At 59.9% G+C, this 13,870-nt stretch carries 9 protein-coding genes and 1 pseudogene; 6 read left to right on the top strand and 4 right to left on the bottom strand.

Translation table 11 applies throughout. The features are described 5' to 3' along the window. Window positions 1-39: 39 nt before the first annotated feature. The 3 genes from BLW36_RS04440 to BLW36_RS04430 all read right to left on the bottom strand — a co-directional run bounded on the left by BLW36_RS04440 (window position 40) and on the right by BLW36_RS04430 (window position 4,410). Entirely contained in the window at window positions 40-420 is a 381-nt protein-coding gene (locus tag BLW36_RS04440) for a VOC family protein (protein ID WP_091385543.1), read from the bottom strand. A 413-nt stretch (window positions 421-833) separates the two neighbouring features. Beyond that, window positions 834-2,306, bottom strand: coding sequence for an aminoacyl-histidine dipeptidase (locus BLW36_RS04435; RefSeq protein ID WP_091385541.1), 1,473 nt, complete (start codon window positions 2,304-2,306; stop codon window positions 834-836). Between the two features lie 133 nt (window positions 2,307-2,439). Then, window positions 2,440-4,410, bottom strand: a complete 1,971-nt coding sequence (locus BLW36_RS04430) for a VacB/RNase II family 3'-5' exoribonuclease (RefSeq protein ID WP_091385539.1) — start codon at window positions 4,408-4,410, stop codon at window positions 2,440-2,442. A 369-nt stretch (window positions 4,411-4,779) separates the two neighbouring features. Between BLW36_RS04430 and BLW36_RS04425 the strand changes: the two genes are divergently transcribed. The 5 genes and pseudogenes from BLW36_RS04425 (at window position 4,780) to BLW36_RS04410 (ending at window position 11,807) form a co-directional block, all read left to right on the top strand. Next, window positions 4,780-5,856: a Glu/Leu/Phe/Val dehydrogenase dimerization domain-containing protein gene (locus BLW36_RS04425; protein WP_091385537.1), complete on the top strand. Its 1,077-nt coding sequence runs from the start codon at window positions 4,780-4,782 to the stop codon at window positions 5,854-5,856. Between the two features lie 221 nt (window positions 5,857-6,077). Next, window positions 6,078-8,894, top strand: coding sequence for a M16 family metallopeptidase (locus BLW36_RS04420; RefSeq protein WP_091385534.1), 2,817 nt, complete (start codon window positions 6,078-6,080; stop codon window positions 8,892-8,894). 261 nt (window positions 8,895-9,155) lie between these two features. After that, window positions 9,156-10,079 (top strand): annotated as a pseudogene (locus tag BLW36_RS04415) (ATP-grasp domain-containing protein); the annotation flags it as partial. After that, a complete protein-coding gene (locus tag BLW36_RS17475; RefSeq protein ID WP_425286750.1) occupies window positions 10,062-10,370 on the top strand; it encodes a cation:proton antiporter regulatory subunit in 309 nt (102 codons plus the stop codon). The pseudogene BLW36_RS04415 and the gene BLW36_RS17475, both read left to right, overlap by 18 nt. A gap of 108 nt (window positions 10,371-10,478) precedes the next feature. Next, the gene (locus tag BLW36_RS04410; protein ID WP_091385531.1) at window positions 10,479-11,807 is read left to right on the top strand and encodes a mechanosensitive ion channel family protein; all 1,329 of its coding nucleotides are present in this window, start codon (window positions 10,479-10,481) and stop codon (window positions 11,805-11,807) included. 20 nt (window positions 11,808-11,827) lie between these two features. On the opposite strand, the gene BLW36_RS04405 is transcribed toward BLW36_RS04410, so the two are convergent. After that, window positions 11,828-12,439 (bottom strand): glutathione S-transferase family protein, encoded by a 612-nt coding sequence (locus BLW36_RS04405; RefSeq protein ID WP_091385529.1) that lies wholly within the window; start codon window positions 12,437-12,439, stop codon window positions 11,828-11,830. A gap of 108 nt (window positions 12,440-12,547) precedes the next feature. On the opposite strand from BLW36_RS04405, the gene BLW36_RS04400 reads away from it, so the two are divergent. Beyond that, a complete protein-coding gene (locus BLW36_RS04400) occupies window positions 12,548-13,870 on the top strand; it encodes a metal-dependent hydrolase family protein (protein WP_091385526.1) in 1,323 nt (440 codons plus the stop codon).

Genomic DNA, 13,870 nt, shown 5'->3' with positions numbered 1-13,870 from the left:
CTGCCTTTACAGGCAGTACCGTCAGTGATACTCGAGCGATCAGCCCATCCGGTGGAGGGCGCAGATCTTGTTGCCAGCGGGATCGCGCAAATAAGCGAGATAGAGCTTGCCGATGGCGCCCTCGCGGACGCCGGGGGGATCTTCGCATTCTGTACCCCCATTGGCGAGCCCCGCCGCATGCCAGGCATCCGCTGCCGCGGGGCTGTCGGCGGCAAAGCCGATGGTACTGCCATTGCCATGGCTCGCAGGCTCGTTATTGATGGGCTTGGTGAGCGCAAACACGCCACTTTTGGTGAAGTAAAAGCAACGACCTTTCTCGTCGATCATACCCGGTTCATAACCCATTGCTCCCAGGATGGCATCGTAAAAAACCTTGGACTCCTGGATGTCATTGGCGCCGATCATAATATGGCTGAACATTCTTACTCTCCTCGTTAAAAATTTACTGGCAGGGCACACCTCTACGAGTCCTCGTCACTCTGTTGCAGCGGTGCTCCTATCCGTCTTCTCGCTACAACGCTTTCCCTGCTCCTGCGAATGAGTATGCATGGGGGGCGGGCTGGGTCGATATATATGAGCGAAGTCTGCTGTCATGCGCGTCGAGCATTAAATACTTTCTCTCTAGCGAGCCGCAAGACTGGCAAAGCAGAGCCGCAGTGTAACTCTGCTCGGGTAAGACAATTTATTTGGTCGCGACCGCTGCTGCAGGGCCTGGCTGTGGAATCACTGATAAATTTCGCAGCGGGAGGATTTCCTTGTGCAATTAGGCGGGGAAGAAGCGCAGAGCAAGGAGAGGCCCCGCGGCAGTGTTTGCGCGGGGCCTGGTAGTGGGATCAGGCTTTGGCCGGGATCGCCTGCACCACCTTCAGGAAGTAATCCCAGAATTTGCCCACACTCTCAATATGCACCCGCTCCTCCGGTGAGTGCGCGCGGCGGATGGTGGGGCCGAAGGAGACCATATCCCAGTTCGGGTAGGGCTTGGCCAGCAGGCCGCACTCGAGGCCGGCGTGGATGACTTTCACCTCCGGCTCCGCGCCGGTCACCTCCTTGTACACGTCCTTCATCAGCGCCAGCAGTGGCGACTGCATATTTGGCGTCCAGCCCGGATAGGCGTTATCCAGTGAGGTCTCGGCCCCGGCCAGTTCGAAGGCGGCGGCAACATTCAGACCGTGCTGGTCGCGGGCACTGTCGGACAGGCTGCGCACCAGGCACTGAATACGCACCTGGTGTTGGCCGTCCACCTCTTCTGTCACCACGCGAGCCAGGTTGTTGGAGGTATCGGCAATGCCTTCCAATGCGGTGCTCATACGCTCCACACCGCTGGGGCAGGCCCGGAGCGCCTGGATCACCTTCCGCTGGCTGGCCTTGTCCATCACGCTGGCTGGTGCATTTGCTGCGTCCAGCGCGATATCCAGCTTGGCTTCGTTATCGAATTCGCGCGCGATGACTGCGCTCTCGGCTGCGACGATTTCGCGCAGCTTGGCTTCGGCGTCCGTCGGCACGGTGATGGTGCTGAAGGACTCCCGCGGAATCGCATTGCGCAGGCTGCCGCCATCCAGTGCGGCGATGCGCAGTGCGGTAATTTCGCGGCTCGCGGCATCGATAATGCGATTGGCGATCTTGTTGGCGTTGCCGCGACCCTTGTCGATATCCAGGCCGGAGTGGCCGCCGCGCAGGCCGCGCACGCTCAGCTTGAACGGCTTGTGACCTGTGGGCACCGTTGCGGCGGAATAGGGCAGGGTGGCATTGACGTCCACGCCACCGGCGCAGCCGACGTAGAGTTCACCCTCGTCCTCGGTATCCAGGTTCAACAGCAGGTCCGCGTCGAAGTAGCCAGGTTGCAGATTCTTGGCCCCGGTCATGCCTGCTTCCTCGTCGATGGTGAGCAGGGCTTCCAGCGCGGGGTGGGGAATATCGGTGCTTTCTAGCAGCGCCAGGATGGCGGCCACGCCGATGCCGTTATCGGCACCGAGGGTAGTACCGGTTGCGGTAACCCATTCGCCGTCGATCTGCGGGCGGATCGGGTCGGTCAGGAAGTCGTGGTCAGAGTCGGCGTTTTTCTGCGGCACCATGTCCACGTGGCTCTGCATGGCGAGGATCTTGCGATCCTCCATACCGGGGGTGGCCGGCTTCTTGATGATGATGTTGCCGACCTGGTCCAGCTGTACGTCGAGGCCGCGCTCCTTGCAAAAGTCGACGATGTACTCCACCACCCGGTCCTCGTGTTTGGACGGGCGCGGGATCTCGCAGAGTTTGGCGAAGTGTTTCCACAGCGGAGTGGGGTTCAGTTCGGCGATATTGCTCATCGGGGGCCTCAAGTTGGTTCTTTTTGAGAGTGGCTTGCCACCGGTTGTGCGGTTTTGCCGCGGGCCGGTGCCGGCCGAGACGTCGGGCGTAATAACGGGGCGCGGTGTGACACCGCGCCCCGACAGCTACAGGTTATTCCGCTGCGTCGGCGTCGGCCAGTGCCTTTTCGTTTAACACCAGTTCCAACGCGATGCGCCGTTTGTCCACATCCACGGCAGCGACCTTGACGGTTACCGGCTGTTCCAGCTGGTAGCTGCGCTCATCGTGCTTCAGGGTCAGATGCTTGCCATCGAATTCCGGCAGGTTTTTCTTGTTGCCATTCAGGCGGACAAAGCCGTCGATCCCATTGTCGTCCAGGCGCACGCCGAGGCCGGCACCATTGACGAGGGTGACCCTGCCGGTAAATTCCTGATCGATCTTGTCCTGCATGAACTGGGCATAGAGCCACTGCTCGAGCCCGCGGTTGGCCTGGCGGCCGCGGATCAGGCTGTCCTGCAGGGCTTCGATCTGTTCGTCGCTCAGCGACTTGGCCTGTTGGGCTTCCGCAGCGGCGCGCAGCACGCGATGGTTGTGCAGGTCGTTGTACTTGCGGATTGGCGAGGTAACGGTGGCATAGGCGTCCAGGCCGAGCCCCAGATGGGCGCCGGCCTTGTTGGCCAGCTGTCCCGGGCGCAGCATGCGCTTCAGTACCGCGAGCAGGTTCCGCATCTGCGGCTCGTGGTGGGTTTCCAGGTACTTCACCAGCGCCAGGTAATTTTCCAGCTGGTGCAGGTCTTTTTCTGCGTGCTCCGGCAGCAGTTCCTTGAGCAGGCTTTTAACTTCCCCCATGCGCTCATCGCGGAAACCCAGGTGTACGGAGAAGCAGCCCTGCTGCAGCTCGGCGAGCTTGCGGCCGATGGAGATATTGGTGGCGAGCATGGCTTCCTCGACCATCCGCTGGGCGGCATTGCGCTCGCGCTTTTCGATGCGTTCAATCTTGCGCTGCCGGTTCAGATAGATCTCGTAATCCGGTCTGTCTTCCATAATCAGCGAGTGGCTCGCGCGGTAGGCTGCGCGGGCTTCGCCGAGCGCAGCCAGATTGCGCAGGCTCTCGTGTTGCTCGGCCGGCACGGCGGCTTCGTCGCCATCGATAAACCTGGCTACCTGCTCGTAGCTCAGCTTGTGCTGCGAACGGATCGCCGTGAACTCGTAGCGGCTGTCACCAATATTGCCGTCTTGTTCGATATCGATGTGTACCACCAGCACCGGGCGCAATTCGCCGGCGATCAGGGAAAAAAGGTTCTCGCACAGATCGCGCGGTAACATCGGCAGGGTTTCGCCGGGCAGGTATTGGCTGTGCGCGCGTTTGAATGCTTCTTTGTCCAGCGGGCTGCCTTCTTCTATCAGGCTGGACGGGTCGGCGATGGCGATGTGCAGGGTCCAGCCGCCGTCGCGGGTGGTGACGGCGAGGGCGTCATCCATATCGCGGGTGGTTTCGGCATCGATGGTGGCGAAACCCATTTCAGTCAGGTCGGTGCGCTCGGCGGTCACTGCGGCGAGTTTGTCTTTTATCGCCTCTGCCTGTTTCAGCGCGGCTTCGCCGAACTGTTCCGGCAGCCGGTGCTGGGCAACGACGAAGGCGTGCTCGATACCAGGCATGTCCGGCTTGCCGATCACCGTCTCTACCTTGGCCTGAGCCTTGCCGTCTTTAAACGGGTGGCGGTTGACCTTGCAGGCAATAAATTCACCCGGCTGCGCCTTGCCGCGGGCTTTAGGCGGCAGAAAGATCCAGCGGGACAGGCCGTTCTGGCTCGGCTGCACGAAGTGGCCCTGGCCGCGCTGTACGTACTGCCCCACCAGGAACTTGAGTTCGCTATCCAGCAGCGCGTCCAGTTCCGCGGACAGCTTACCCTTGTCTTCTTCGTTCAGGCTGACGCGCACGCGGTCGCCGGGAAAGACGCGTTCCATTTCCGCTGGCGGCAGGAAGGCCTCGCGGCCATCGTCGAGTACCACAAAGCCGAACTTGCCGCTGCTGCCGCGCACCCGGCCCTCGGCAAACTCCTTGCTGGAGCGGATGTCAGTCTTCAGTTGGGAAAGTTGTTTGAGGGCGTCGGCATTCAGCATCGAGTTATCTCTGAGGGTCTTCTGGGGGTCATTAGTGGGCGCGGATTCTACCAGACGGATGTGGCGTCGGGTAACGCATCGCGGGCCTTGGCGCCATGCACCTCCAGATGGCTTTTTATGGGCCCGGTCAAAAAGGGTGGAGGAAGCTATTCCCATTTGATGACTATAGAGCCGACGACGTTCTTGTGTGACCCGTTATCCTAAATTGCGGCAATTTGGGTGATGATTTAGCTCCGTTGGCGAGCAAGTGTGCAAAATTTGCAAACTTTATCTGCCGAAGGTGGATATAATCTTACCTTCCGATAAAAACAGATAAGGGCTGTGGTTGTTCCCCAGCTGTAGAACCGGTCTTCCGGAGAGGAACAGTAAATGAGTATATTTTCCCATCCCGCCTACGATAAGCACGAACAAGTGGCTTTTTATCAGGATGCCAAAAGCGGACTGAAGGCGATTATTGCGGTGCACAACACCAATTTGGGACCCTCATTAGGCGGCTGCCGCATGTGGCCCTACGCCGACGACGGCGAGGCGCTGAATGACGTGCTGCGCCTGTCTCGCGGTATGACCTACAAATCTGCCATGGCCGGCCTGAAGCTGGGCGGCGGCAAGGCCGTGATCATCGGCGATCCGCGCAAGGACAAGACCCCCGAGCTGCTGCGCGCGATGGGCGACTTCATCAACACCCTGGGCGGCCGTTACATCACCGCCGAGGACTCCGGTACCAGCGTTGCCGATATGCACATCATCGGCGAGCGCACCAAGTTTGTATCCGGCCTGATCGAAGGTTCCGAGCACGGCGGCGATCCGTCCCCGTCCACTGCCTACGGTGTATTCGTCGGCCTGAAAGCCGCTGTTGAGCACCGCTGGGGCAAGACGGACCTGACCGGCCTCAAGGTTTCCCTGCAGGGTGTGGGCAACGTGGGTTTCCGCCTTGCCAAGCTGCTGAAGGAGGCGGGCGCCGAACTCTTCGTGACCGATATCTTCCAGGACAACATCGACCGCGCAGTAAATGAGCTGGGCGCGACTGCGGTTGGCGCGGACGAAATCTTCGACCTGGACGTAGACCTGTTTGCCCCCTGCGCAATGGGTGCCATCCTCAATGACGACACCATCTCCCGCCTGAAGGTCGGCGCCATCGCCGGCGCTGCCAACAACCAGCTGGCGGAAGAGCGCCATGCGGCGGTACTGCGCGAGAAGGGCATTCTCTACTCGCCGGACTACGTGATTAACGCCGGCGGCATTATCGACGTTTACTACCAGCAGCAGGGCGATTACAAGCCGGCGCAGGTGAAGGAGCACATCGAGACTATCGGCTCCACCATGAAGGAAGTTTTCCAGCGCGCCGAAGAAAGCGGTGAGACCACTGCGCACGTGGCCGACCGTATAGCCGAAGAGCGCTTTGGCCACGAAGACGCGCTAAAAAAAACTGACTCCGAAGCTGCATGATTTTTAAGCAGGGTGTGACGCCCTGCCGAACCTTTCTCCCTTAAAGCGATATGCATCGTCGCTTCTCTCTGTGATGTATTTACTTGGGCACTGCGGTGCCCATTTTTTTGCCTTCCAGTTGTCGCGCTGGCGCGCTTAGTCAGCGAATTTGCCGACACGCCCGTGCAAATGTTGCCTACAATCTCCTTCTTAAGACCCGGTCTTGATAAGGAAATAAGAACATGGATCTGCGCCTATCAGCACTCAGTCTCCTTTTTGCCACGTTGCTGCTCGCCGGTTGCGGCAGGCCCGATGACGATACCCATCGGGCCCTGACGGTAGATAAGGAGGCCGCCGCCAGCAGTCGCGCGGCGGCATCGGACAAGCAGGCGTATGTGCCGGCGCCGAAGCTGGAGATCCCCTTCCACCGGGAAGTGCTGGACAACGGTCTCACCGTCATCGTGCACGAGGATCACAAGGCGCCGGTGGTCTCGGTCAATATCTGGTACAAGGTCGGTTCCAAGGACGAATCGCCCGGTAAGACCGGTTTCGCACACCTGTTCGAGCACCTGATGTTCAATGGTTCGGAAAATTATCCGGGCGAATATTTCGAACCCTTCCAGCGCTCCGGCGCCACCGATATGAACGGCACCACCAATAACGACCGTACCAATTACTTTGAGACGGTGCCCAAGGGGGCGCTGGATATGGCGCTGTGGATGGAGTCGGATCGCATGGGGCACTTCAGCGGGGCCATAACCCAGGAAGTGCTCGACGAACAGCGTGGCGTAGTGAAAAACGAGAAACGCCAGGGAGAGAACGCCCCCTACGGCAAGGCCTTCGACACGATTGCCAGCAGCACCTTCCCGCCTTACCACCCCTATTCGTGGACGCCGATCGGCTCCATGGATGACCTGGACAATGCCAGCCTGGAAGACGTGAAAAAGTGGTTTGCCGATTATTACCAGCCCGCCAACGCGATACTGGTGATCGCCGGAGATATCACCGTTGACGAGGCGATGGCCAAGGCGCGGCAGTATTTTGGTGATATCCCCAGTAGCGAGGTACAGCCGCGCCTGAAAAACTGGGAATTGCCCGCCCAGATAAACAAGCGCGAAGTGATGTTCGACCAGGTGCCGCAGACGCGCATCTACAAGGTGTGGAACGTACCGGCGCTCGGCAGTGATGAAGAAGATGCGCTGGACCTGATGACGTCGCTGCTGGCGAACCGCAAGAACTCGCTGCTCTACCGCCGCCTGGTGCGCGACGAACAGGTAGCCACCGGAGTCAGCGCTTTCTACTACGGGCGCCAGCTGGCCGGGCAGCTGATCATCATCGTCGATGTCAAGCCCGGACAGCCGCTGGAGAAGGTAGAAAAACTGCTGGATGAAGAACTGCGGGAATTCGCCCGCAGTGGCGTCAGTGTCGAAGAGCTGCGTCGCATTAAGCAGAGCGAGTTTGCCGGTCTGGTCAAAGGGCTGGAGAAAACCGGCGGCTTTGGCGGCAAGAGCGATATTCTCGCACGCTCGGAATTCTATTACGGCGATCCCGGCGCGCTGATCAATGGCCTGGAGGATTACGCCGGGGTTTCCGCGCTGGAAGTGCAGGATGTTGCCAGCCACTGGCTCAAGCCCAACAGCTATACGCTGGTGGTGAAACCCAGACAGAAGTATTCGGCAGCGGAGCAGGGTGTGGATCGCAGCAAGCTGCCGGAAGTGGACAAGACGGTTGAGCTGGAACTGCCGGAGCAGAAGGAATTCACCCTGAAAAACGGTCTGCGCGTGGTGCTGGCAGAGCGCCACGATACGCCGGTGGTGTTTATGAACCTGCAGTTCCGCAGCGGGGCGGCGGCGGACGGTGAAAAGCCAGGCCTGGCCTCGGTGGCCGCGCAAATGCTCAGTGAGGGGGCGGGAGATCTCGACGGCCTCGAGTTCAGCGCTCGCCAGGAGGAGCTGGGGGCGAGTATCGGTGCCGGCAGCGGCCTGGATTACAACAGCATCACTTTCAGCGCACTGAAGACGCAGCTGGAGCCATCGCTGGAACTGTTTGCCAAGGTAGTGCTGGAGCCGCTGTTCCCGGAAAAGGACCTGGCGCGGGTGAAGTCCAATCGCATCGACAAAATTGCCCAGGAGAAGGCCCAGCCGCAGGGGCTGGCGCTGCGCGAGCTGCCGCCGCTGCTGTTCGGGGAAAAGCACCCGTACGGATCGCCGCTGACCGGCTCTGGCACTGTAGAGGGCATTGAGGCAATTAGCCGCGATGACCTGGTGCAGTTCCACAACACCTGGGTGCGCCCTGATAACGCCATGTTAACGATTGTTGGCGACGTCACCGAAGAGGAGATCAAGTCGCTGCTCAATCAGGCGCTCGATGATTGGAAGGCACCCGAGTCAGAATTGGTGAAAATTGTAGTGCCGCCGGTGGAGCGGCCGCAGAAGGCGAGGGTCTATCTGCTCGATCGTCCGGGTGCACAGCAGAGCTATATCATGGCGGGCCTGGTTATGTCGCCGTGGCAGCCGGAGGGCGCTGAGGCTTTCGACGCGATGGCCGATATCATTGCCGGCAAGTTTACCTCGCGGGTGAATATGAATCTGCGAGAGGACAAGCACTGGTCCTACGGCGCCCGTGCGGTGTCGCTGGACACCGAAGGTCAGCGCCCCTATATCCTCTTCGCGCCGGTGCAAACCGATAAAACCGCTCCGGCGATGCAGGAATTACTGAAGGAGTACCGCAGTTATCTCGGCGACAATCCGGTGCGCGAAAAAGAGCTGGCCGATTATCGCGATGACGAAGTGTTGAAGCAGAGCGGGCGCTTCCAGACCAAGGGGCAGCTGCTGTCCAGTATCACCTGGCAAGTGGAGAAAGGCCTGCCGCCGGAATACATCGCCGAGTATCCGCAGCGAGTGGCCGCTTTGACCAAGGACGAAGTGGAAACTTCCGCGCGGGAATTTCTCGCACCCGAGCAATTCACCTGGGTGATCGTGGGAGATCTCGACAAGATACAAGCTGAAGTGGAGGCGCTGGATATAGGCCCAGTAACGGTTCTGCCGAGCGAGTCATAAGCCGGCGCGCCTGTCGCAGCTCTGTGAGGGGAGCCCGGGTCTCGCGCCCGTTTCAGAGTGCAAAACTGGCAGTTCTCTCATTTTCTACTAGGCTGGGTATTGCCCCAGTCATCGGCTGGATCGGTGGTATCTGGGATTCCTGTGGGTGGTCGATCAATTTCTGTACAAGAATAACCGCAATCGCCCAGCGGATCCCTTCGCCACCGGAAGGTAGTCTGCATCTGATGTGCTTCCCTGAACATATAAGAAAAGGTGACCGCAATGAAACTCGCCATCCTCTCCCGCTCACCTAAGTGTTACAGCACCCTGCGCCTGCAGGAGGCCGCGCAGAATCGCGGCCACGAGGTGCGGGTACTGGATACGATCAAATTCGCCATCGACCTGCAACGCGGTGCGCCGGACCTGTACTACCGCCAGAAACAGATCGAAGATTTCGATGCGGTATTGCCCCGCATCGGCGCTTCCATCACTTACTACGGTACGGCGGTGGTGCGGCAGCTCCAGGAAATGGATGTGTTCTGTGCAAATACGGCGCACGGTATTAACAACTCCCGGGACAAGCTGCGCAGTCTTCAATTGTTGAGTCGACACCATATCGGTATCCCGCGAACCACCTTTGTCCATAACAAGAAGGATGTATTGCCAGCGATCGAGCGCGTGGGTGGGGCGCCGGTGGTGATCAAGCTGAACGAGGGCACCCAGGGAATCGGCGTATTGCTGGCAGAGACAGTAAAGCAAGCAGAGGCCATTATCGAGCTGCTGCAGAGCCAGAAGCAGAATGTGCTGATCCAGAAATTCGTCGCTGAGAGCAAGGGTAGGGATATCCGTGCCTTCGTCGTCGGTGATCGTGTCGTGGCGGCAATGCGCAGGGTGGCGCAGGGACAGGAATTCCGCAGTAATGTCCACCGCGGCGGCATCGCCGAACCGGTGGATCTTCCGCAGGAATATATTGAGACGGCGGTACGCGCCACTCAGATCATGGGCCTGCAGGTGGCCGGCGTCGATATGCTGGAGGGCCGTTCCGGACCGCAGATTATGGAGGTGAACTCGTCGCCGGGGCTCGAGGGCATAGAGACCTGCACTGGGCTGGATGTCGCCGGTGCGGTGATCGAGTATATTGCGGCGCAGGTGGATTTCCCGGAGATCGACGTGCGCCAGCGGCTTACCGTGAGCAAAGGCTACGGCGTCACCGAGATCTATGTGCCGGAAGGGTCCAAATTCGTGGGTCGCACCATTGCCGAGATTCGCGCGGAGGAGCACGATATCAATGTGCTGACGCTCTACCGCGGACGCAAGGTTATCCCCAACCCGCGCCGCGACCGCGTGCTGGAAGCCAATGACAAACTACTTTGCTTTGGCAAGCTGGAGGTAATGCGCGGCATGATTCCGGCCAAGACCCGCCGCCGGCGCCAGCCGGATATCACCAGCCTGCCCGTGGATGCAGTGACCGCCGCGGACGTGGAATCGGTGGAATAGGGGCCGGTCCGCTTGTCCGTCGGTGATGCAGAGCAGCCATCAATCCGAGCGACCGCGGCTCGGTGTTGGTGGCTGCTCGCGTATATCAGGTTTCGCTAGCGCATCACTATGGATACCCAGGCACTGCTGAGCCAACTGAAAGCACAGGTAGAGAAGCTGCTGGCCGAGACTTCCGAGGTGTCGATTGTCAGCCAGTTAGGCGTGATTCTGCTGATCTACGCACTCTCCTTCGTCATTACACACCGTCTGCAAAAGCACGTCCCCGTACTGCAGAGACCACCGGAGTCACCGGCTGCATACCCGCTGCGGTTGCTGCTCTACCGGTTCGGCAGGCTGCTGTTTCCGCTGCTCGCCATCCTGTTACTGAAGGTTTCCGCCGCCTTTATTCCCCGCCTGATCGGCGAGAGCTGGTTGGTACAGGTGGCGTTGGCCGTGGCCATTATCCTGCTGTTCAATTCCTTTGTCCGGGTGGTGATCACCAATGGAACCGCGGCGACGATATTCCGCTGGGTGGGAATGCCGATCCTGTTCCTGTATGTGGTCGGTGCTCTGGATGACGTTGTTAGCGTGCTTGATTCCATGGCTGTCGAGATCGGGAATATACGGCTGTCCGCCTACGGAATCGTCAGGACCCTGATTTTCGGCTCACTGTTGTTCTGGCTCGGCCGCGTGTCCAACTCCACCGGTCAGACAATTATCCGCAGGCAGGAAAACCTCGATTACCGCACGCGCGAAGTGATCGCGAAGCTGTTCGAGATCCTGCTGTTCGTGGTCATTGCCGTGCTGATCCTGCAGCTGATGGGGATCAATCTGACCACGCTGGCAGTATTTGGCGGTGCTGTCGGTGTCGGCATTGGTTTCGGCTTGCAGCATATCGCCGCGAACTTGATTTCCGGCATCATCATTATCCTCGACAGGTCGCTGACACTCGGCGATTACATCGAGATGGAGGATGGCCGCAAGGGAACCGTCGTCAAACTGAGCATGCGCTCCACCACCCTGGAGACCTTCGACGGCAAGGATGTGGTGGTGCCGAACGAGAAATTTATTTCCAACTCTTTTGTCAACTGGACACAAAAAAACAACAAACAGCGTTACAGGGTCGATTTTTCCGTGGCCTACAGCACCGATGTCCGCAACACCGTGGAGATCATCAAGCAGGCTGTCGCGCGTCACCCGCAGGTGCTGAGCGGTGATGAGCTGCCGATCGAGGAGCGCCCCGACTGTGAAATCGACAGCTTTGGCGATAACGGGGTCAATATGTTTGTGGAGTTCTGGATGGAGGGGGTGGATGACGGCCGCAACCGGGTGGGCGGCGACCTTCTGCTGATCATCCTCGAAACACTGCAGGAAAACGGCGTCGAAATCCCGTTCCCACAGCGGGACGTGCGGCTGGTCAACAGTCCGAGCCGTGTCGTTGCGGAGCCGTCCGTCTGACGGGAGGCTCCGCCCAGGCGTCAGGCTTTGGCGCTGGGGCGCGCACTCAGCTGCTGACGCCAGCGAGTCAAGTGGGGGTGCTTGTCCGCATCCGGTCGCAGGTTCACCACCTTGCCGAAGTCCATTGAGCACAGCATGCCGATATCGGCGACGGAGAAGTAATCGCCGGCGAGAAACTCGTGATCGGACAGGTGCTGGTCAAGAACGTCAAAGAACTTCAACGCCCTTTTGCCCGCGTCCTCGCCGAACTCCGGGAAGACATTCATGCGATCACTGAAAAAGCCGGAGGTGTGCTGAAAGCACATGCCGACGCTGGTCATCATGTTGAAGTCGGCGCGGCGATTCCACATCTCCACCAGGGCTTTTTCCTTCGCATTGCGGCCGAACAGGGGCGGCTCCGGGTGCAGTTCCTCGAAGTAGCGCTGGATGGCCACGGACTCGGCGATACAGCTGCCGTCGTCCAGTTCCAGCACCGGCACTTTGGCATTGACATCTTTGGTGCGGTACTCCGCGGTCAGGTTCTCACCCTTGGCGATATCCACCGGTACGTAATCGACCTCCACACCTTTCTCGGCCAGGTACATACGCACCCGGCGGCAGTTGGGGGCACTGGCAAATTCGTAGATTTTCATCGGGGCTTCCTCTCGACTCTTCCCTTGGGGTTGGGCGGCGATTGCGGTAGATTGTGCCGCTTCTTATAAGAACAAATTGACTCTATGTTGGAATTCACGGGTGGGACAATGACAACAAATACCAATCGGAGCTACTTCCTCAATCGCGCCGCCGCTGCGCTGCTGGCGGTCTGCGCCGGGCTTGCCTCCGGGCAGGCCCTCGCCGAGGCCACCGCCATCTACGCGGGCAAGATGTTTGACAGTGAAACCGGCAGGTTGCTGGAAAATCGTACAATTCACGTCGTGGATGGCCGCATAGCGTCGGTGCAGAAAGGCTTCGCCAAGCGCGATCGCGAAAAACTGGTGGATCTGCGCAATTACACCGTGTTGCCCGGATTGATGGATATGCACACCCACCTGACCTACGAATTCGGCCCGCGTACCTATATGGAGACTTTCACCTGGAACCCGGCCGACTACACGCTGCGCGGCGTGGATGCGGCGCGCCGCACGCTGCAGGCCGGTTTTACCACCGTGCGCGACCTCGGTGACAGTGGCAACGTGACCATCAGCCTGCGCAAGGCGGTTGAGGCCGGCACCATCGAGGGCCCGCGGATCTTTACCGCGGGTAAGTCAATCGCCACCACCGGCGGCCACGCGGATCCCACCAACGGCTACCGCCAGGACCTGATGGGTAGCCCCAGTGCCGCCGACGGTGTCGTCAACGGTCCGGCCAGTGCGCGCCAGGCGGTGCGCCAGCGCTACAAGGACGGGGCGGATCTGATCAAGATTACCGCCACCGGCGGCGTACTGAGCGTGGCCAAGAGCGGCCAGAATCCGCAATTCATGAAGGACGAGCTGGAGGCGATTGTCGCCACGGCGAAAGACTACGGTTTCACCGTGGCGGTGCACGCGCACGGCAAAGAGGGCATGGAGCGCGCCATCCGCGCCGGTGTGGACTCCGTCGAGCACGGTACCTACATGGATGGCGAGACGATGGAACTGATGAAGCGCAACAACACCTGGTATGTGCCGACGCTGATGGCCGGCGAGTGGGTTACCGAGAAGTCCGCGGTCGAGGGCTTCTTTCCGGATATGGTGCGCAGCAAGGCGGCCACGATCGGCCCGCTGATCCAGCGGACCTTTGCCACCGCCTACAAGCGCGGGGTGAATATTGCTTTCGGTACCGACACAGGCGTGAGCCGCCACGGCGACAATGCGCGTGAATTCGTGCTGATGGTCCAGGGCGGCATGACCCCGTCCGACGCCATCCGCAGTGCGACTTGGAACGCGGCCCGGTTGCTCAAGGTGCAGGATGAGCTGGGCAGTATCGAAGAAGGCAAGAAAGCCGACATCATCGCCGTAGCCGGCAACCCGCTCGAGGATATTGCCGAACTGCAGCGGGTCAAGTTTGTGATGAAGGATGGCAAGGTGTTCAAGCAGCCGCAGTAA

The sequence above is a fragment of the Microbulbifer marinus genome (assembly GCF_900107725.1).
GTDB classification, from domain to species: Bacteria; Pseudomonadota; Gammaproteobacteria; order Pseudomonadales; family Cellvibrionaceae; genus Microbulbifer; species Microbulbifer marinus.
Note: the sequence above shows the minus strand (reverse complement) of the source record. Positions and strands in the feature narration are given on the sequence as shown.

Bases quoted from the DNA above. Each gene is read 5' to 3' on its own strand.
- BLW36_RS04440 (WP_091385543.1), bottom strand. From the start codon at position 420: ATGTTCAGCCATATTATGATCGGCGCCAATGACATCCAGGAGTCCAAG.
- BLW36_RS04425 (WP_091385537.1), top strand. From the start codon at position 4,780: ATGAGTATATTTTCCCATCCCGCCTACGATAAGCACGAACAAGTGGCT.
- BLW36_RS04405 (WP_091385529.1), bottom strand. From the start codon at position 12,439: ATGAAAATCTACGAATTTGCCAGTGCCCCCAACTGCCGCCGGGTGCGT.
- BLW36_RS04435 (WP_091385541.1), bottom strand. From the start codon at position 2,306: ATGAGCAATATCGCCGAACTGAACCCCACTCCGCTGTGGAAACACTTC.
- BLW36_RS04400 (WP_091385526.1), top strand. From the start codon at position 12,548: ATGACAACAAATACCAATCGGAGCTACTTCCTCAATCGCGCCGCCGCT.
- BLW36_RS04410 (WP_091385531.1), top strand. From the start codon at position 10,479: ATGGATACCCAGGCACTGCTGAGCCAACTGAAAGCACAGGTAGAGAAG.
- BLW36_RS04430 (WP_091385539.1), bottom strand. From the start codon at position 4,410: ATGCTGAATGCCGACGCCCTCAAACAACTTTCCCAACTGAAGACTGAC.
- BLW36_RS04420 (WP_091385534.1), top strand. From the start codon at position 6,078: ATGGATCTGCGCCTATCAGCACTCAGTCTCCTTTTTGCCACGTTGCTG.